Below are 18,160 nucleotides of genomic sequence, written 5' to 3'. Positions count from 1 at the left end.
TCACATCGGAGCTTACGCATGCTCGCGCGCGTACGTGAGCTTACGACTCTCCATCGATACGAGCTGAACCTACTGTCGACAGCATCTTACGGTCAAACACGAAGAAAGGCGGTCTTATCCACATTGACGCAGCTTAGTGTCGACAGTACAGTCCAGTTTCCGGTACTCATCATGCGCTATGTCCGTCTTCAACCAAGGAGGCGCCTTGTCCGATCCGATGACCGACCATGCTCCGGGCAGCGTACTGCGGCGGGGCGAGAGCGGTTACGAGCAGGCGCGGCTCGACGCGGTGTGGAACGCCCGCAAGCCCGACCGTTACCCTGCCGTCATCGTCCTGGCCGAAACCGAGGACGACGTGGTCCGGGCGGTCCGGCTGGCCCTGGCCGAAGGGCTGCGGGTCAGCATCCGGTCGGGCGGCCACAGCTGGGTCGGCAACGGCGTGCGTGATGGCGGGCTGCTGATCGACCTGTCGCGCCTCCAGGACATCGAGCTGGACGTCCCCGGTCGAGTCGCCGCGGTGGGTCCAGCGGTCAAGGGGCCGGCACTCAACGACCTCCTGTACGAGCACGGCCTGTTCTTCCCCACCGGGCACGCGCCGACCGTGGGCATCGGCGGCTTCATCCTCGGCGGCGGCTACGGCTGGAACTCCCGCTATTGGGGCCCCGCCTGCCTGAGCATCCGCGCGATCGACGTGGTCCTCGCCGACGGCGAACTCGTGCACGCCGACGACGAGAACCACCCCGACCTGCTCTGGGCGGCGCGCGGCAGCGGCCCCGGTTTCTTCGGCGTCGTCACCCGGTTCCACCTCGACGTCCACCCACGCGCCAGCAAGATCCTCCGGACCGTGCACACCTATCCGCTGGAGCTGCGGGACGAGCTGCTGCGGTGGTCGTACGACCATCTGGAGACGCTGTCACCGGCCGTGGAGATCTCGGCGAAGGTCGGCTTCACACCGGGTCTCGGCGTGCACGCCGCGTCCCTGACCGCGACGGCGTTCTGCACCGAGGAGACGGGCGAGGACCTCCTTGAGTCTCTCGAACAGATCCCCTTCCGCGACCGGGCCCTCCGCGCGACGGTCAACCGGGAGACCTCGATCGTGGAGCTGTACGACATCGCCGACCGCCTCACCCCCGCCGGGCTGCGCTGGGCGCTCGACGGCATCTGGGCCGGCGGACCGGCGAGCGAGATCGTCGGCGCCGCCCGCCAGATGCTCGACACGATCCCCGGAGACAACGACTTCGTCCTGTGGATGCTCTGGGGACACCACCCCACCACCCCTCGCGCGTGCTGGTCCTCCCAGGCCAAGGTGTATCTCTCCCCGAACTCCGGCTGGAGCGACCCGGCCGACGACCTCGACCGCGAGCGGTGGGTCCACGGCACACTCAGCGAGATCCAGCACCTGTCCCAGGGCCTGCAGTTCTCTGACAACAACGTGGCCGACCGCTTCGACCACGGTCTCAGCCCGGAGAACGCCGTCCGTCTGGAGAAGATCCGCGCCGTCTACGACCCCGACGGCCTGTTCCGTTCCTACATGACCCCGGCCGAGTCGACCACCGCCTACGCCCGCGCCGCCCCGTCGCTCCACCCCGCTCCGGGAGACGGCGCCACGACGGCACAAGGAGCTGAGCTCAGCGCGGATCCACCTCGGTGAGGGTGGCGCGCCGGGCGACGGCGATGATCTCGTCGTCGTTCAGCAGCCGGCCCAGACGTGCCATCTCCGCCTTGCATCGCTCCAGCACGGCGGCGACCTGGGCGACGGGTAGCCGTAGGCCAAGCTCGGCGAGCTTGTCCCACATCGTGAACGGCCCGCTCGCCTGTGTCAGGGAGACCCTTAGGTGGCCGCCCGACCAGGACGGGGCGATGGCGTTGTGCAGCAATTCGTCGACGATGGTCTCCTGCGTCATGAAATCCAGGCCACCCCAGTTGTAGACCTTGTCACCGGTGATCGGATGGTTGTGGGCGATGTCGTAGCCGGTCAGGTCGACGCCCGCGCGGGAGAGCGCCTTGAGCTGGCCGGCGCGTACGCCGGTGCGCACGCCGTACAGCGCTTCGCAGGCCGCGACCGTGGACGCGAGGTCGGCATTGCCCGGTCCGCCGCAGTATCCGTTGACCGACACCTCGATCACCTCCGCTCCCGCCCGCGCGGCGGCGATCGCGTTCGCGACGGCCAGGCCGAAGGAGTTGTGCGGGTGGACGCCGACGCGAACCTGCGGGGCCGCGAGTTTGACCAGGCCGACCAGCTGGGCGATCGCCTCCGGTCCCATCCCGCCTGGACCGTCGAACAGCGCGATCTCGTCGGCTCCCGCGTCGGCGAGTGTCGCGCAGGTCTCGCCGAGCCGTTCGGCGGTCAGGTAGGAGACCATCAGCAGCGGCGCGGTGACCTCCAGGCCACACTCCCGGGCCCGTTCGATCAGTTCGGCGGCGCGGCGGACGAAACCGTCGCGATCGCGGGGCAGTCCCGGCTTCCGCCAGTCCGCGCCGTTCCACGCGGAGGTGTGCACCGATCCCTCGTAGATCCGCGACGCCTCGCCCCATGGCGGCACCCAGATCTGCACCGCGTCGTAGCCGGCCGCCGCGGGCGCCGCCAGATCGTCCCGGTCCAGGACCATCGGGCAGGTCGTACGGCAGCGGGGGTCCTCGCTTTTGATCGTCTCGATGTCGGCGCGCAAGTCCTCGGCGGACCTGCCCCGTGCCCCGGCGGTGACGACCTCGGGCACTCCCGCGTGTACGAGCCGCCTCAGGAACGCGCGCTTGGCCTGTGGATCCACCCCAACGCCGGGGAGCGCGTCGATCGCTCGCAAGGTGACGTCCCGGAGCCTGACCCGGGAGGGCATCGGGCCGACGATCTCGGGGGCGCGGTTCAGCGGGCTCACCGACCACCGGCCCGGCTCGTACGCCCCCGGCTCGCGCACGCCGGCGATGTCGGCCCTGTACCGGCGGATCTCGTCGGCGGTGAAGATCTCGGGTTTGCTCAGCCGGTCGTCCACCTTTCCTCACTCCCCTTTCCGCAGGTCCCCGGCCAGGCGTAGCGGGATCACCGGTGGGCCGGGCACCAGGACGCAGTCGATCGCGCCCAGCTCGTCGGCCGCCAGCCGTACGCGGTCGCCCGCCGACAGCCAGGGGTACTCCTCGGGGCTGTGGCGTGCGGCCAGGTCGGCGATGCAGCCGGTGCCGACCGTTCCGCTGCCGATGATGTCGCCTGGCCGGACCTCGGTTCCGCGCGAGGCGTAGCTGATCATTTCGCCGAACGACCAGTACAGGTCGCCGAGCCTGCCTTGGGAGTAGGCGCGGCCGTTGACCTCGGCGCGCATCGTCAGCTCCGGGCCCGGTTCGGCGTGGCGGGTCGGCAGTTCGTCGGCGGTCACGAGGTACGGGCCGAAGCTGGTGGCCCAGTCCTTACCTTTCACCGGGCCGAGGCCGACGCCGCGTTCGCGGCGCTGCAGGTCTCGCGCGCTCCAATCGCACATCAGCACATATCCGGCGATGTGCGCCTCGGCGGACCTTGGTGTGAGGTCGCGGCCAGGCCGCCCGATCACGGCGGCCACCTCCAGTTCGTAGTCCAGCTCCACGGCTCCCGGGGCGACGGGAACGTCGTCGGTGGGCCCCAGGGTGGCGGCGGGGTTGGTGAAGTAGAAGGCGGGGATCTCGTACCAGGCCGGATCGATGGCGGCGCCGCGGGCGCGCAGAATCGGCTTCAGGTGGTCCTCGAAGGCCATGAAGTCCCGGATCGAGGGCGGCACCGGGATGGGGGCGAGCAGATCGGCGTCGGCGACGCTGAGCCGTTCCAGCGGGTCGGCGAGGGTGTTCTGCCCCGCCTCGCACAGGGTGACGCTGTCGTCGCGCAGCAGATCCAGGAGCCGGGTGTGCGAGCGGCAACCGTGCAGCAGGCCGTCGCGCAGCACGGCGATGTGCTCGCGTCCGTCGAGCGGGGACCGGTAGGTGGACCAGCGCATGGGCGTCTCCTTAGATCGGTCGGGCAGAGGGGGCGGGCAACCGGTCGGCGTGGCGGCCGAGGAGTGCCCGCACGTTGCCGGTACGGATCGCCGCGCGTTCGGCGCCGTCGAGTCCCGGGATCGCCTCGATCAGCACGCCTGGGTCTGCGTCGCCCATGTCGAAGGGGTAGTCGGTGCCGACGACGAGCCTGTCGGCCCCCACGACGTCGATGAGGGAACGGGCCACCGCCGGCGAGTGCACCACCGAGTCGAACCACATCCGTCGCAGGTAGTGCCCCGGCGGGTGCGCCATCGTGCGGCTGTCGGGCCGGACGGCATAGGCGTGCTCAGCGCGCCCCAGGTAGTGCGGCAGGTAGCCGCCGCCGTGCGCGGCGCACAGGCGAAGCCCCGGATGGCGATCCAGTACTCCGGTGAAGATCAGGTGGGAGATGGCGATCGTGGTCTCCATCGGCTGGCCGACGATGTTGTTCAGATAGGCCGGGGCGAGCCGGTCGGTGAGCTGCGGGCAGCCCAGCGGATGAAGGAAGATCACCGCGTCGCACTCCTCGGCGGCGTGCCAGAGTGGCTCCAGGTCGGGTGCCGACAGGTCACGGCCGGCGGCGTTGGTGGAGATCTGCACACCGACCATGCCGAGTTCGTGGACCGCATGGTGAAGCTGGGCGGCGGCGAGTTCGGGGTGTTGCAGGGCGACCGTGCCGAGCGCCAGCAGCCGGTCGGGGTGGGCGTCGGCGGCCGCCGCCAGCCGCCCGTTGATCACTCGCACCAGCGCGGCCGCCGTCGCGGGTGCGGCCCAATAGTGGTACTGCCCGGGGTTGACCGACACCAGCTGGACGTCCACCCCGGCCCGGTCCATCCACGTGACGCGCTCGCCGAGGTCGGTGAGCAGCCGCTCCCACTCCGGCGCGACCGAGCGCATGTGGGCGGCGGTGCTCGGATCCCGGTAACGCGCGCGGACGGCCGACTGGTGTGCGGTGAAACCGGCGTCGGCGGCGGCCAGCCGCTCGGCCTCCGGCACGCCCAGATGCGCGTGGACGTCGATCATGTCGCGGATGCCCGGCGCTCGGCGACCGCCGGGGTCCGCTGGACGCCGAGCCCGGTGATCCGTCCCTCCATCACGTCGCCGTCCTGGAGGAAACGGCCGTGGTGCACGCCGTTGCCGGCCGGGGATCCGGTGAGCAGCAGGTCTCCGGGGAGTAGCCGTGCGTACCGTGAGGCGTGCTCGATCAGCCTGGGCAGATCGAAGATCATGTCCGCGGTCGCCTCGTGCTGCATCACCACGTCGTTGAGCCTCAGCGTGATGGTCAGGGCCATCGGATCGGGGACGTACCTCGCGGGGACGACCAGTGGGCCGACCGGGAGGAAGGTGGGCGCGCCCTTGCACGCCAGCCAGTCCGGGCCCCGCGCGCTGTCCCCGCTCGGATAAAGCCGATCGCGCATCGTGATGTCGTTGACGATCGTGTATCCGGCGACGAACTCCAGTGCCGAGTCGCGCGAGACGTATCGGGCGGGACGGCCGATCACCGCCGCCAGCTCCAACTCCCAGTCGCACTGCTCGGTGATGTGGGGGATCACCACGTCGTCGTACGGGCCGGACAGGCTCGACGGAAGGCCGCAGAAGACGGTGGGGGTGCCGGAGGCGGCGCGTTCGTCCATCATGCGCGTCGCGAAGGCCCGCCGCTCCGGTTCGGTCAGATCGCGGTGTTCGGGGCGTGGTGAGGCGACCATCAGATCGACGACGTGCTTGCGATAGTTGGCCGCCGCCTGGAAGATGCCGGCCGGCCGCGTGGGCGCCAGCACGTCGGCGGTGCCGGTGGTGATGGGCAGGGTGGCGACGGACCCCGCCCGAAGCCTCCCGGCCCACGCGTGAAGGCGGTCCACGTGTGTGTCCCATTCCGGCAGCAGTTCCTCGATCGAGGTGACCGAGGCGTACTCGGGAGCCGGTGCGGCTCCCAGCGGATAGGCCGTGCCATCCACGACAACACCGACGACTGGGCGGCCCGCGACCGCGAACCTGGCCAGCGCGAAGCCGTCGGCAGGGGTGTTCTCAAAGCTGAAAGCGCACAATCGGGTAATCCCCCCGGATGAGATCGAAGGCAGAACGAGCGTGGACCAGGCCGTGGAACGCCGGGTCGTGCCCTCCGTCCGCGCCCTGACGCAACGGGCGAGTGTCGACACTAATATCACTTTGCTCTCATGGCTAGTGCGTGCCGTCACCAGGCGGACCGTGGCGCTCGCCCCCGGGGCGCGGCGCCGTCCCGCGCGAGCTCCTCCCATGCGGCGGCGTGCCGGGTCAGCAGGCGGCGCAACTGATCGAGTTCGCCCTGTTCGAACGATGCGATCGACCGGCGTTCCGCCTCGCCCACCCGCAGCCGCGCGATCCCGGCGGCCTCGCGCCCCTCGGCGGTCAGCGTGATCGGGCGCACCCGCACGCGGGTGGACGGTTCCGGCCGCTGTACGAGCCCGCGTGACTGCAGGTCATTGAGCGGTCCGGTGAGCGCCTGCCGGGTGACCAGGCAGCGGCGCGCCAGCTCGGCGGCATTGGTCTCGCCGAGTTCGAAGATGGTCTCCAAGATCAGCGACAGCGTGCCGTTGAGTCCGAGGTCGGCCAGCTCCGCGTTGACCGCCTCCGCGGTCGCGACTCTGGTGCGGTGGATCAGATACATGATCCTTTCCGTGGTCTCACGTACGGCGATCGGGCCGGTCGGCGATGTCCCGGACAAGGCGCGTCCCTTCTGGTGGGCCCTGTGGACCTTTAAGTAGTGTCGACATTTAGCGAAAGTAGTTTACGTCAACTACTTGACAGTTGTACATGTGAAGACGATCGTACCCAACGTGCCCCACCCAGGAATCTGCTGAGAGGCGACAATGTCCGACAGCTCCACCGCCGTATCCGGCCCCGTGATCGCGCAACCGCCGACGTTCGCGCAGCGCCCCCTTCCGCCCCTCGCGCCGCGAGCGTTGGAGGCGCCGTCGCTGGCCGCGGCGCGATCACCGGTCACCCACCTGAGGTACGTCGGCGTGGCCGTGCCCGACCTGCGTGAGGCGGTGGCCTTCTACGCGGGCATGTGGGGCCTTTACCCGATCGCCGACGGTGACGGCGTCGTTTTCCTCGGGTCGGTGGGCGCGCCCGAGCCGTACGTCATCCGGTTGCGGCAGGCCGGTGCGAAGCGGGTCGACGTCATCTCCTTCGGCGCGCGAGACGCCGCCGCGGTCGACGCGCTCGGTGAACGGCTGGGCGTCGCCGGGGTGCGGATCGTGCGGGAGCCCGGCACCCTGGACACCCCGGGCGGCGGATACGGCCTGCGGTTCTTCGATCTGGACGGCCGGGTCATCGAGGTCTCCAGTGACGTCGCGCCGAAGCCGTTCCGAGAGCTCGAACCGGGCGAGGCGGTGCCGCGCAGGCTCAGTCATGTGGTGGTGAACAGCACCGACGTCAACGCGACGAAGGCGTTCTACGAGACCCACCTCGGCTTTCGCCTCTCCGACTGGCTCACCGGCAGAATGGCGTTCCTGCGCTGCTCCACCGACCACCACAGCCTCGCGATCGCACAGCGCACCAAGGTGTCGCTCAACCACATCTCGTTCGAGATGCGCGGCCTGGACGAATACCTGCGCGGCACGGGCCGGTTGGTCAGGCAAGGGCACCGGCCGCTGTGGGGACCGGGCAGGCACAGTGCCGGCGACAACACCTTCTCCTACTTCGCCGATCCGCACGGCAACGTGGTGGAGTACACCACGGAACTGGAGCAGATCCTCGACGAGGACGCCTGGACGCCCCGGGTCTGGCCGGGCAGCCCGGACTACTACGACCAGTGGGGGACGGCCGGCGGACTGGAGGACCTGTACGCCCTCGATTCGGCGACCGACGCCGACGGCGGCCTCTGGACGCCGCCACCGCTATGAGCGGCCGGGCACCGACTCATCGAGGGCAGGAAACAGTGGCCACCAGCATCAACACGATCACATCAGCCGGACCGCCGCGGACCGAGGAGATAGCTCCCGGTGTCCACGCCTTCATCCAGCCGGACGGCGGCTGGTTCGTCAACAACAGCGGTTTCCTGGTCACCCGTGACACGGTGATCGTCATCGACTCGGCCGCGACGGAGGCGCGCACGCGCGGGCTGCGCGCCGCCATCTCCGAGGTGTCGGATCGCCCCGTCTCGACACTGATCAACACGCACTGGCACACCGACCACACCAACGGCAACTACCAGTTTCGCGGCGCCACCATCGTCGCGCACGAACGCACCCGGGAGATGATGCTGCGGTACGCCCCCACGACGCCCGACCCCGCCGGCCCGTTCCCGGACGTGAACTGGGGTGCGCTGGAGCCCGCTCCTCCCTTCCTCACCTACGACCAGGGCGTCACCGTCTGGGCGGACGACGTCCGGTGCGAGGTGCGGTGGGTGGGCACCCCCGCGCACACGACCGACGACTCGATCGTCTGGATCCCGGAGCACTCGGTGCTCTACACCGGGGATCTCGCCTTCAACGGCGGCGCGCCACTGGTCTCGGCCGGTTCAGTGGCCGGATCGCTTGACGTGCTCCGGGACCTGCGGGAACTGCGTCCGCGCACCGTCGTTCCCGGCCACGGCGACGTATGCGGCCCGGAGATCTTCGACCTCATGATCGACTACCTGACGTTCGTACAGGATCTCGCCGTCAGCGGGCACCGCGGGGGCAGGACGCCGCTGCGAGCCGCCCGCGACGCCGGCCCGCATCCCTTCGGACACCTGCTCGACGGGGAACGGCTGGTCGCCAACCTCCATCGCGCCTACGCCGAGATCGACGGCGCCCCCCGTGGCGCGGAAATCGACCTGGTCGCGACGCGACGCGACATGATCGCCCTCAACGGCGGTCGTCCCCTGCGGTGCCACGCGTGAGCCGCGAACGCCGGGCGCTGGTCGTCGGCGCCGGGATCGGCGGTCTCGCCGCGGCCACCGCCCTGGGCGGCCGAGGCTGGTCGGTAGACCTGGTCGAGATCAAGCAGATCAACACCACGGTCGGGGTCGGCTTGAACCATCCGGCCAACGCTCTGCGAGCTCTGCGGGCGCTCGGCGTGCTGGAGGAGGTGGTGGCGAAGGGCTACCAATATCGGGGCATCCGGCGCTACGACCAATCCGGCTCGCTGATCGCCGTCTTCGAACCCGAGAACCCGCCGGACGTGCCCTTCCAGATCTCCATGACCCGGGCCGACCTGCACGACATCATGACGGCGGCGGCGGAGAAGGCCGGCGTCCGGATCCGGCTCGGTGGCAGCTGGCGCTCGTTCACCGAGCTGGCCGACGGGGTACGGGTCGTCTTCACCGATGGCGCAGTCGGCACCTACGACCTGGTCGTGGCGGCCGACGGCATCCGTTCGGCCATGCGCGCGCACCTGTTCGGCGGACGCTACGATCCCATCGAAACCGGATACGCCTGCTGGCGGATGGCGGTGCCCCGGCCACCCGAGCTGACCTACAGCGAGTACTGGAACGGGGCGGCGGCGAAGGCGACCGTGATTCATCTCAACCGGGACCTGATGTATCTGCTCGTCGTGGAGCAGACCGAGCCCGGCTTCAGGCTCGACCGCGGTCACATGGCCGACCGGTTGCGCGGACGGCTGGCCGGGTTCGGCGGGATCATCGGCCGCATTCGCGATTCCATCGACTCCTCCGGCGACGGCCTCCACGGCCACATCCATTGGGCGCCGTTGCAGGAGGTGGTCCTGCCCGCGCCGTGGTACCGGGGGAGAGTCGTGCTGATCGGCGACGCGGCCCACGCCGTCACCCCGCACCTGGCCCAGGGGGCGGGCATGGCCATGGAGGACGCGTTGGTGCTGGCCGCCGAGCTCGACGCCACGCGGTCGGTCCCCGACGCGCTCGCGGCGTTCATGGCCCGGCGCCTGCCACGGGTGCGATTCGTGCAGGACCACGCCCATGCGATCCTGCTCAACGAGATGGAAAGCGACTCGGCCAGGAAGGCCGCCTTCGCGGCCGGCCTGGGCGCCCGCCAGGCGGAGATCACCCGCGTGCTCGCCGCCCCGGCCTGACCACGGGCGTGGGGACCAGGGCTTCCCGCCGTACGGATCCGGAGAGGCGAATCGCATGGATGAGGCCGGGTCGGCGTGCGAGACTCGGTCATATGGAAGGCGGCGATGAGATGAGCGCTCTGCCCGATGAAGGCTGGCTGTCCGCACATCGCCCGCCCCGGCGCACGAGACTCTTCCCGCTGGCCCACGCTGCCGGTTACACCGTCGATGACTGGCTCAAGCTGCCCGACTCCGGGGAGCGCATCGAGTTGATCGACGGGAGCTTCGTCGTGAGTCCTGCGGCCATGGGGCTGCACGCATTGTGCGCGGGCGGTCTGCGGACCGTGCTCGCCTCGGCGGCGAAGGCGGCCGGAGCGGATCTCGTGGTGGTCGAGGCGGCCAACGTGGCCGTCGGGGAAGACGGGCTCATTCCCGACATCGTGGTGCTGCCCCGAGACCTGGTCATGTCCCGGATGGTGATTTTTCCCGCCTCGGAGGTCGCCGCCGTGGCCGAGATCGTGAGTCCCGGACCGGGCAATCACCGGCGCGACTACGAGGTCAAGCCGCTCAAGTACGCGGCGGCGGGCATTCCCGTCTTCATGCGGGTCGAGCTCGAAGGCGCGGGCATTCCGCGCGTCGAGGTGCTGGAGCTGAGGGCGGACGGTTACGAGGTGAGCGCTCGGGCCGGGGCGGGGGAGAGGTTGACGATCTCGGACCCGTTCGCCGCGGACTTCGATCCGGCGGACCTGCTCAATGCCTGAGCCGGTGGGGAGGCGTGGCGCCTCCCCAAAAGGCGGTCAGACGCGGGTGGGGGTGGGGAGTCGCGGGGTTTCGGTGGTCGTGTCGCGGATCAGGGCCGTGCAGTCCTCGATGACCCCGGTCAGCAGGTTGCGCAGCAGGGTGTCCGGGTCGGTGATGCACGCCTGGACGATGCCCACCACCGAGAGCTGCACCGCGTTCGGCGCGGCGTACCGGCGGAAGCCCTTCTCCGTGATCCGGGCGGCGCGGCTGAAGCGCCTGGCCTGCTCCGCCGCGTGCGGGACCTGCGCCATCGCGAGCTGGCTCTCCTCGCTCAACGGAATCGGGCTGAACCGGCCCGAGTTCGGCTGATCCGACGCGCTGCCGTCGAGCCGGGCCAGCATCTCCTCGGCCGCCAGGACCGACACCGCGAGCGCGAGCTGACGTTCGGCCGCGGAGACCGGCAGCGCGGTCGTCGCGCATCGCAGCGCGATCCGGGCGTCCACCCGGAGGTCGTCGGAGGCCAGGTCGATGATCGAAGGGACGAGACGCACGAGCCGGCCCCGGTTCGCGTCGCTGGTGTTGTCGTTGACCAAGCGGGCGAGTGCGGCCAGCAGCGGGTGCGTGCAGGCCGGGTGGTCACTCCACCGCTCTCCGGCTAGGTAGGACGCCAGCTCCATGAAACAGGCGCCGCGCTTCGGGTTGCGATGCCTGCCGCGTGACAGAACCGGCATGTGATCTAGCTGATTGTCCACGGGTGCTCCACTGCTCCACGGATGCTGCTCTACGGGATCGCCGTCTTTCCAGTCTGCGCCGATGAGGGAAACAACGCCAGTGATGGGTGATTTTGGATTGCTATGTAACTGCCCTTCCGTCGCAGACGCACCTCGGGTACCAGAGATCCCACAACGCGTACGGGCTGAAATTTTTCTTTAGTTCACCGTCAAGTCTTGAAAGTTATAACCACGAACGATTGAGTTCGGTCGTGCACACCCTCCGCTACGCGGCCGCCGCGGCCGCGCTCGTCTTAGGGATCGCCGCGCCCGCGCAGGCAGATCCCCAACCCCCCGTCGAGGACGCGCTCAAGGCGTCGTCCTACCCGCCCCCCTCCACGCTGCTGACCCAGGCCGTCACCGGCAAGCAGTTGGAGACGGCCAAGAAGACCCGGCCGGTGGCCCCCGGCATCTCGCTGACCTCGTTCGACCGCTACGACGAGCTCGGCTGGCTGCGGGCCGACGCCGTCACCGCCGACCTGGGCGCCGCGAAGGCCGACTACGTCTACTCCGGCGAGGTGTCCAAGACCGAGCCGCTGTCCGGGCCGGCCAAACGGGCTCACGCCGTCGCCGCCGTCAACGGCGACTTCTTCGACATCAACAGCTCCGGCGCCGCCCTGGGCATCGGCATCCAGAACGGCACGCTCGTCCAGTCGCCCGCCTCCGGCCATGACAAGGCCGTCGCGATCACCGGCGACGGCCTCGGGCGGGTGCTGAACATGTACTTCGAGGGCACCGCCACCCCCGCGGGCGGCGCGCCGATCACGCTCACCCAGTTCAACCAGATCATCCAGGCGGGCGGCGTCGGCCTGTTCACGCCGCTGTGGGGCTCCTACAACCGGGCCCGCGCCGTCGAGGGCGCCACCGCCGTGACCGAGGTCGAGCTGGTCGACGGGGTCGTCTCGGCGGTACGGCAGGCGCCCGGCACCGGCCCGATCCCGGCGGGCACCACGATCCTGCTCGGCCGCGACGCCGGCGCCGCGGCCCTGGCCGGGTTGAAGTCCGGCGACAAGGTCGACGTGAAGTACCAGCCGAAGTCGTCGGACGGCAAGGCGGTCAAGGCCGCGGTCGGCGGCAACTACGTCCTGGTCAAGGACGGCGCCGTACAGAACTCCACCGATCCGGCCGCGCACCCGCGCACCGCGGTCGGCTTCTCCGCCGACGGCAGGAAGATGTACCTGCTGACCGTGGACGGCCGTCAGGCCGACAGCCGCGGCGTCACGCTCAACGAGCTGGCCGCCATGATGGTCGAGCTTGGCGCCGCGAACGCGCTCAACCTCGACGGCGGCGGCTCCTCCACCATGCTCGCCCGCGAGCCCGGCTCCGCCGACGTCCAGGTCGAGAACAGCCCGTCCGACGGCGGCGAGCGCCACGTGCCGAACGGCCTGGCCCTGTTCGCCCCCGAGGGCAGCGGCAAGCTCAAGGGCTTCTGGCTGGAGACGGCCGGCGACCCCGACAAGGCGCCCGGCGCCGCCCCCATCGCCGGTGGCCGCCCCGACCGCGTCTTCCCCGGCCTCACGCGGCGGCTGACCGCCGCCGGCTACGACGAGACGTACGGCCCGGCGGCCGGGACCCCGTCCTGGCGCGCCGAGCCGGCGGTCCACGGAGTCATCCGCGACGGCAGATTCCATGCCCTGCTCCCCGGCCAGACGACGGTCACCGCCTCGCGCGGCGGCGCCAAGGGCACCCTGGGGCTCACCGTGCTGCAGCCACTGCAGCGGCTCGGCACCACCGTGGACCGGGTCGGCCTGGCCGGCACGGACGGCACGGCCACGTTCGGCGTCGTCGGCTACGACCACAACGGCAACACCGCGCCCATCGAACCGGCCGACCTCACCCTCGACTACGACCACGACGCCTTCGAGGTGACGCCCGCCGACCAGGGCTACTTCACCGTCAAGTCCAAGAAGGCGACCACGGCCGGGCTGATCACCGCCAAGGTCGGCAAGATCAGCACCGCCGTGCCCGTCACCGTGGGCTTCGAGGACAAGCCGGTCGCCGACTTCGAGAACGCGGCCCAGTGGAACTTCGCCGCCGCCCGGGCCACCGGCTCGCTGTCGGCCGCGCCCGGCCAGAGCGGGGGCGGGCTCAAGCTGTCGTACGACTTCACCCAGTCCACCGCGACCCGCGCCGCCTACGCCAGCCCGCCGCAGCAGATCGAGGTGGCGGGGCAGCCGCAGGCGTTCGGCCTGTGGATCAACTCCACCGGCAAGGGCGAGTGGCCCAGCCTGGAGTTCTACGACGGCCAGGGGCAGTCGCAGATCCTGCGCGGCCCGTACATGACCTGGACCGGCTGGAAGTACGTCGAGTTCGCCGTGCCGCCCGGCATCAACTACCCGCTCAAGCTGCGGCGCTTCTACGTGGCCGAGACCAAGGCCGACCAGAAGTACACCAACGAGATCCTCATCGACGGCCTGGTGGCCAAGGTGCCGCCGTCGGTGACGGCGCCGCCCGCCCAGAAGGTCGCCGACCCGGTCGTCAAGCCCGACGTGGCCACGATGCCGTGGCGGTTCGCCGTCATGTCGGACGCCCAGTTCGTCGCCCGCGACCCGGACAGCGACATCGTCAAGAACGCCCGCCGTACGCTGCGGGAGATCAAGGCCGCCCAGCCGGACTTCCTGCTGATCAACGGTGACCTGGTGGACGAGGCGTCACCCGAGGACTTCGCGCTGGCCAAGAAGATCCTCGACGAGGAGCTCGGCGGGACGCTGCCGTACCACTACATCCCGGGCAACCACGAGGTGATGGGCGGCAAGATCGACAACTTCAAGGCCGTCTTCGGCGACACGTACCAGACGTTCGACCACAAGGGCACGCGCTTCGTCACGCTCGACACCTCGCGGCTGAACCTCCGGGGCGGCGGCTTCGACCAGGTCGCCATGCTCCGCGCCCAGCTCGACGCGGCGGCCCGTGACGCGTCCGTCGGCTCGGTGGCGGTGCTGTTCCACGTGCCGCCGCGCGACCCCACGCCCGGCAAGGGCAGTCAGCTCGGAGACCGCAAGGAGGCCGCGCTGGTCGAGGGCTGGCTGGCCGACTTCCAGCGGAGTACCGGCAAGGGCGCCGCCTACATCGGGGCTCACGTCGGCACGTTCAACGCCGCGCACGTCGACGCGGTGCCGTACTTCATCAACGGCAACTCCGGCAAGAACCCGGCCACCGCGGCCGACGACGGCGGCTTCACCGGCTGGTCGCTGTGGGGCGTCGACCCGGTGACGGCCAAGGAGGCCGAGCACGTCAAGCGCAACTGGTTCGCCGACGCGCCCGACTGGCTCGGCGCACAGGTCCGGCCGCACGTGGACGACCTCGCGCTCACGGCCCCCGCGAGCGTGCAGGTCGGCAAGGCGGCGGCCGTGACGGCCACGCTCACGCAGGGCACCCGGGTGGTGCCCGCCGCCTACCCGGTGTCCGTGGCGTGGTCGGGCTCGCCGAACCTGCACATCGGGTCGCGGCAGAGCGCCAAGCCCTGGGACATCGCCGTGCTCGACCCCGCGACGGGGACGCTCACGGCGCTGCGCAAGGGGCAGGTGACGGTCGCGCTGACGGTCAGCGGCGTCACCCGCCAGGCGACGGTCGCGCTGACCGCCAACGCGGCCGGCTGACCTCAGGCGGTGGGGGTCACCACGTGTGGGTGACCCCCACAATGAGGCTATGACCGACCTCGTGGAGACCATCGAACGGCTCGCCCTGGTCGACCACCACGTGCATGGAGCCACCGTCCGCGACCTGACGCGCACCGCGTTCGAGGAGCTGATCACCGAGTCGGACCGGCCGGTGCCGCACTGGATGACCCAGTTCGACTCCCAGGTCGGCCACGCGATCCTGCGCCACTGCGCGCCCGTGCTCGGCCTCGACCCGTACGCCACGCCCGAGGAATACCTGGCCAGGCGGGTCAGGCTGGGCGCGGCCGAGGTCAACAGGCGGCTGCTGGCGGCCGGCGGGGTGGGCCACTTCCTCGTGGAGACCGGCTACCGGGGCGAGGAGATCCTCAGCCCGGCGGGCATGGCGGAGGTCAGCGGCAAGCCCGCCGACGAGATCGTCCGCCTGGAGTCGGTGGCCGAGCAGGTCGCCGGCGGTGACGCGGCCGGGTTCGCCGGACGGTTCGCCGAGGCGCTCCACGAACGCACCCGCACGGCCCGCGGGCTCAAGACCATCGCCGCCTACCGCCACGGCCTCGACTTCGACCCCGCGCCGCCGGGCCCGGACGAGGTGGCCGAGGCGGCGGGCCGGTGGCTGGCGGAGGGCGGCCGGCTCCGGGATCCGGTGCTGCTGCGCCACATCATCTGGGCCGGTCTCGAGCTCGGGCTGCCCCTGCAGTTCCACACCGGCTTCGGCGATCCCGACGTGGACCTGCGCCGGTCCGACCCGCTGCTGCTGCGCGGGTTGATCGAGTTGGCCGAGCCGACGGGGGTGCCGCTGCTGTTGCTGCACTGCTACCCGTACCAGCGGCATGCCGGGTTCCTCGCCCAGGCCTATCCGAACGTGTACTTCGACGTGGGCCTGGGCGTCACCTACACCGGCGCGCGCAGCGCGGAAGTGGTGGCGGAGAGCCTGGAGCTGGCGCCGTTCGCCAAGATTCTCTTCTCCTCCGACGCCTGGGGGCCCGCCGAGCTGCACCATCTCGGGGCCGAGCTGTGGCGGCGGGCGATGGGCCGGGTGCTCGGCGGCCTCGTGGCCGACGGCGAGTGGTCGGCCGCTCAGGCGGTGCGGGTGGCGACCATGGTGGGGGCCGAGAACGCCCGCCGCGTGTACGACCTGGGCCCGGGAACGTGAGGAACGCGGAGGAATGGGCAGCGGGGGAGACAGAAGTGACGAGGGGAGTACGTGAGTGAGTCCGGGGGAACTGTTGCGCGAGGCGCTGCGAGCCGAACTGCCCGCGGCCGCGGAGCTCAGGCGGGAGCTGCACGCGCGGCCGTGCGTGTCGGGGAAGGAGGGGCCGACGCTCAAACGGGTGCTCGACGCGCTGCCGGGCGGCCTCGTGGAGTATGTGGCCGGCACCGGCGCCGTGATCAGGATCGGCGGCCCCGGCCCCGCGGTCGGCGTGCGCGGGGAGCTGGACGCGCTGCCGATCGCCGAGCGCACCAGCGTCCGCTGGGCCGCCACGAACGGCGCCATGCACGCCTGCGGCCACGACGTGCACCTGGCCGCCGTCGTCGCTCTGGCCCGCGCGGTGTCGAAGGTCCGCGCCACCGTGGACGAGGGCGTGGATTCCCCCGAGAGGACGCCCTACTGGAGCTGGGACGCGGTCGCGCCGCTGGTCGTGGTGCTGCAGCCGCGCGAGGAGAGCTACCCCTCCGGCGCCTTCGACGTGGTCGAGTCCGGCGTGCTCGACCGCCATCAGGTACGGGCCATGATCGGCGCGCACGTCCAGCCCGTGCTCGCCTCCGGCGTGATGTCCTGCACGCCGGGCGCGGTCAACGCCTCGGCCGACGAGTTCGAGCTGACCGTCAGGGGTTCCGAGGGCCACGCCGCCTATCCCCACCTGGCCCGCGACCCGGTCGTCGCCCTGTCCCAGATCATCGTGGCCGCCCAGCAACTGGTCAGCCGGGCCGCCGACCCGATGGTGCCCACCGTGGTCACGTTCGGCATGGTCAACGCCGGTACGGCGCCGAACGCCATCCCCGGCGAGGCCGTGGCCAGGGGGACGCTGCGGACCATGTCCGAGCCGTGGCGCCGCGGCCTGCACGACCGGTTCACCCAGGTGGTCGAGGACGTGGCCAGGGCGCACGGCTGCCACGGCGAGGTACGCGTGCTGCTGGGCGAGCCGGTGCTCGCCAATGACGAGGCGCTGGCCGTACAGAGCGGGGAACTGCTGCGGCACCAGGGATGGACGGTCACCGAGGAGCTGCGCTCATGCGGCGCGGACGACTTCGCGGCCTACGCGTCGGTGATGCCGTCGCTGATGATGTTCGTCGGCGTCGACACCGGTGCCGGGCTGCACAGCCCGGACTTCCTGCCGCGCGAGGACGCCGTGGCGGCCACGGCCGAGGCGCTGCTGGCCGGATATCTCACGGCTGGGGGTCGTCCAGCACGCGCGGGATGATGTCGACGAGCAGCCCGACCAGCGCCTCCTCCAGAAACACGTGCACCTGATGCCGGGTCAGCCGCCCGCGCCTGAGCCACTCCGACGAGGTGGCCTCCGCCATGCCGCTGAACCCGCGCAGCATCCCGCGCACCTCCGGTCGTGACCGGGCCACCGGCCCGAGGCCGACCACCTCGATGATGTGGTCCACCACCCGCTCCCTGGCCGCGTCGACGATCCGTTCCAGCTCGGGGTCGCCGCCCGTGCCCAGGGCGGCCAGCCAGGTCTCCTGGTTGCGTTCGAGCAGCTCCAGCCAGCCGTGGACGCTCTCGCAGACCCGGTCGCGCACGCTCGCGCCCTCGACGTACTCGGGCACCGGCACCGGCGGCACGCTCAGCAGCTCGGCCACCGCCGCCAGATAGAGCTCGCGCTTGGTGCCGAAGTAGTGGTTGAGCAGCCCCCGGCTGACCCCGGCCGCGGCCGCGATCTCGGTGTTGGACACCTCCCCGTAGGGACGCTCGCGGAACATCGTCCGCGCACGGTCCAGGATCTGTTGCCGGCGGTCGTCGGGGTCCATCCGTTCCACGCCGGATTTTTTCCCGGTTGGCGCGCCGCCAATCCCTATTGGCGGAGCGCCAACAACGTGTTACGAATCTCTGCAAAGCCA

Annotated in this window: 15 protein-coding genes; 8 read left to right on the top strand and 7 right to left on the bottom strand. The window is 70.7% G+C overall.

What is annotated here, in order from left to right; translation table 11 throughout:
* Positions 1–205: 205 nt before the first annotated feature.
* Positions 206–1,651, top strand: a complete 1,446-nt coding sequence (locus KLK06_RS07665) for an FAD-binding oxidoreductase (RefSeq protein ID WP_214634577.1) — start codon at positions 206–208, stop codon at positions 1,649–1,651.
* Here KLK06_RS07665 and KLK06_RS07660 read toward each other — a convergent pair.
* From KLK06_RS07660 to KLK06_RS07640, 5 genes are all read right to left on the bottom strand, one after another.
* Complete coding sequence (locus KLK06_RS07660; RefSeq protein WP_214634576.1) at positions 1,629–2,987, bottom strand: hypothetical protein; 1,359 nt, start codon at positions 2,985–2,987, stop codon at positions 1,629–1,631. The genes KLK06_RS07665 and KLK06_RS07660 overlap by 23 nt on opposite strands.
* 6 nt (positions 2,988–2,993) lie before the next feature.
* Entirely contained in the window at positions 2,994–3,953 is a 960-nt protein-coding gene (locus KLK06_RS07655; protein WP_214634575.1) for a fumarylacetoacetate hydrolase family protein, read from the bottom strand.
* A 10-nt stretch (positions 3,954–3,963) separates the two neighbouring features.
* Positions 3,964–4,995 (bottom strand): amidohydrolase family protein, encoded by a 1,032-nt coding sequence (locus KLK06_RS07650; RefSeq protein ID WP_214634574.1) that lies wholly within the window; start codon positions 4,993–4,995, stop codon positions 3,964–3,966.
* Positions 4,992–6,017, bottom strand: coding sequence for a fumarylacetoacetate hydrolase family protein (locus KLK06_RS07645; RefSeq protein WP_250904973.1), 1,026 nt, complete (start codon positions 6,015–6,017; stop codon positions 4,992–4,994). Before KLK06_RS07645 ends, KLK06_RS07650 begins: the two co-directional genes overlap by 4 nt.
* Before the next feature lie 146 nt (positions 6,018–6,163).
* Complete coding sequence (locus KLK06_RS07640; protein ID WP_214634572.1) at positions 6,164–6,616, bottom strand: MarR family winged helix-turn-helix transcriptional regulator; 453 nt, start codon at positions 6,614–6,616, stop codon at positions 6,164–6,166.
* 202 nt (positions 6,617–6,818) lie between these two features.
* On the opposite strand from KLK06_RS07640, the gene KLK06_RS07635 reads away from it, so the two are divergent.
* The 4 genes from KLK06_RS07635 to KLK06_RS07620 all read left to right on the top strand — a co-directional run bounded on the left by KLK06_RS07635 (position 6,819) and on the right by KLK06_RS07620 (position 10,724).
* Positions 6,819–7,856, top strand: a complete 1,038-nt coding sequence (locus KLK06_RS07635) for a VOC family protein (RefSeq protein WP_214634571.1) — start codon at positions 6,819–6,821, stop codon at positions 7,854–7,856.
* Between the two features lie 35 nt (positions 7,857–7,891).
* The gene (locus KLK06_RS07630; protein ID WP_308168142.1) at positions 7,892–8,836 is read left to right on the top strand and encodes an MBL fold metallo-hydrolase; all 945 of its coding nucleotides are present in this window, start codon (positions 7,892–7,894) and stop codon (positions 8,834–8,836) included.
* Entirely contained in the window at positions 8,833–9,984 is a 1,152-nt protein-coding gene (locus KLK06_RS07625) for an FAD-dependent monooxygenase (RefSeq protein ID WP_214634569.1), read from the top strand. The genes KLK06_RS07630 and KLK06_RS07625 overlap by 4 nt, the downstream gene beginning before the upstream one ends.
* Before the next feature lie 110 nt (positions 9,985–10,094).
* Complete coding sequence (locus KLK06_RS07620; protein ID WP_214634568.1) at positions 10,095–10,724, top strand: Uma2 family endonuclease; 630 nt, start codon at positions 10,095–10,097, stop codon at positions 10,722–10,724.
* Between the two features lie 36 nt (positions 10,725–10,760).
* On the opposite strand, the gene KLK06_RS07615 is transcribed toward KLK06_RS07620, so the two are convergent.
* Positions 10,761–11,435, bottom strand: a complete 675-nt coding sequence (locus tag KLK06_RS07615) for a hypothetical protein (RefSeq protein ID WP_250904972.1) — start codon at positions 11,433–11,435, stop codon at positions 10,761–10,763.
* A gap of 239 nt (positions 11,436–11,674) precedes the next feature.
* Between KLK06_RS07615 and KLK06_RS07610 the strand changes: the two genes are divergently transcribed.
* The 3 genes from KLK06_RS07610 to KLK06_RS07600 are packed head-to-tail and all read left to right on the top strand — an operon-like array spanning position 11,675 to position 17,514.
* On the top strand, positions 11,675–15,073 hold the full coding sequence (locus KLK06_RS07610) for a phosphodiester glycosidase family protein (protein ID WP_250904971.1): 3,399 nt from the start codon (positions 11,675–11,677) through the stop codon (positions 15,071–15,073).
* Positions 15,074–15,122: 49 nt separating this feature from the next.
* A complete protein-coding gene (locus tag KLK06_RS07605; protein ID WP_214634567.1) occupies positions 15,123–16,244 on the top strand; it encodes an amidohydrolase family protein in 1,122 nt (373 codons plus the stop codon).
* A gap of 55 nt (positions 16,245–16,299) precedes the next feature.
* Positions 16,300–17,514: a M20 family metallopeptidase gene (locus KLK06_RS07600; protein ID WP_214634566.1), complete on the top strand. Its 1,215-nt coding sequence runs from the start codon at positions 16,300–16,302 to the stop codon at positions 17,512–17,514.
* On the opposite strand, the gene KLK06_RS07595 is transcribed toward KLK06_RS07600, so the two are convergent.
* Positions 17,480–18,070, bottom strand: coding sequence for a TetR/AcrR family transcriptional regulator (locus KLK06_RS07595; RefSeq protein ID WP_214634747.1), 591 nt, complete (start codon positions 18,068–18,070; stop codon positions 17,480–17,482). The genes KLK06_RS07600 and KLK06_RS07595 overlap by 35 nt on opposite strands.
* Positions 18,071–18,160 lie beyond the last annotated feature (90 nt).

Source organism: Nonomuraea sp. NEAU-A123 (assembly GCF_018603905.1).
Lineage (GTDB): Bacteria > Actinomycetota > Actinomycetes > Streptosporangiales > Streptosporangiaceae > Nonomuraea.
This window is presented reverse-complemented; position numbering and strand designations above follow the sequence as displayed.

Excerpts from the sequence above, each read along its gene's own strand:
- KLK06_RS07655 (WP_214634575.1), bottom strand. The coding sequence starts at position 3,953 with ATGCGCTGGTCCACCTACCGGTCCCCGCTCGACGGACGCGAGCACATC.
- KLK06_RS07650 (WP_214634574.1), bottom strand. The coding sequence starts at position 4,995 with ATGATCGACGTCCACGCGCATCTGGGCGTGCCGGAGGCCGAGCGGCTG.
- KLK06_RS07640 (WP_214634572.1), bottom strand. The coding sequence starts at position 6,616 with ATGTATCTGATCCACCGCACCAGAGTCGCGACCGCGGAGGCGGTCAAC.
- KLK06_RS07635 (WP_214634571.1), top strand. The coding sequence starts at position 6,819 with ATGTCCGACAGCTCCACCGCCGTATCCGGCCCCGTGATCGCGCAACCG.
- KLK06_RS07620 (WP_214634568.1), top strand. The coding sequence starts at position 10,095 with ATGAGCGCTCTGCCCGATGAAGGCTGGCTGTCCGCACATCGCCCGCCC.
- KLK06_RS07615 (WP_250904972.1), bottom strand. The coding sequence starts at position 11,435 with ATGCCGGTTCTGTCACGCGGCAGGCATCGCAACCCGAAGCGCGGCGCC.
- KLK06_RS07605 (WP_214634567.1), top strand. The coding sequence starts at position 15,123 with ATGACCGACCTCGTGGAGACCATCGAACGGCTCGCCCTGGTCGACCAC.
- KLK06_RS07595 (WP_214634747.1), bottom strand. The coding sequence starts at position 18,070 with ATGGACCCCGACGACCGCCGGCAACAGATCCTGGACCGTGCGCGGACG.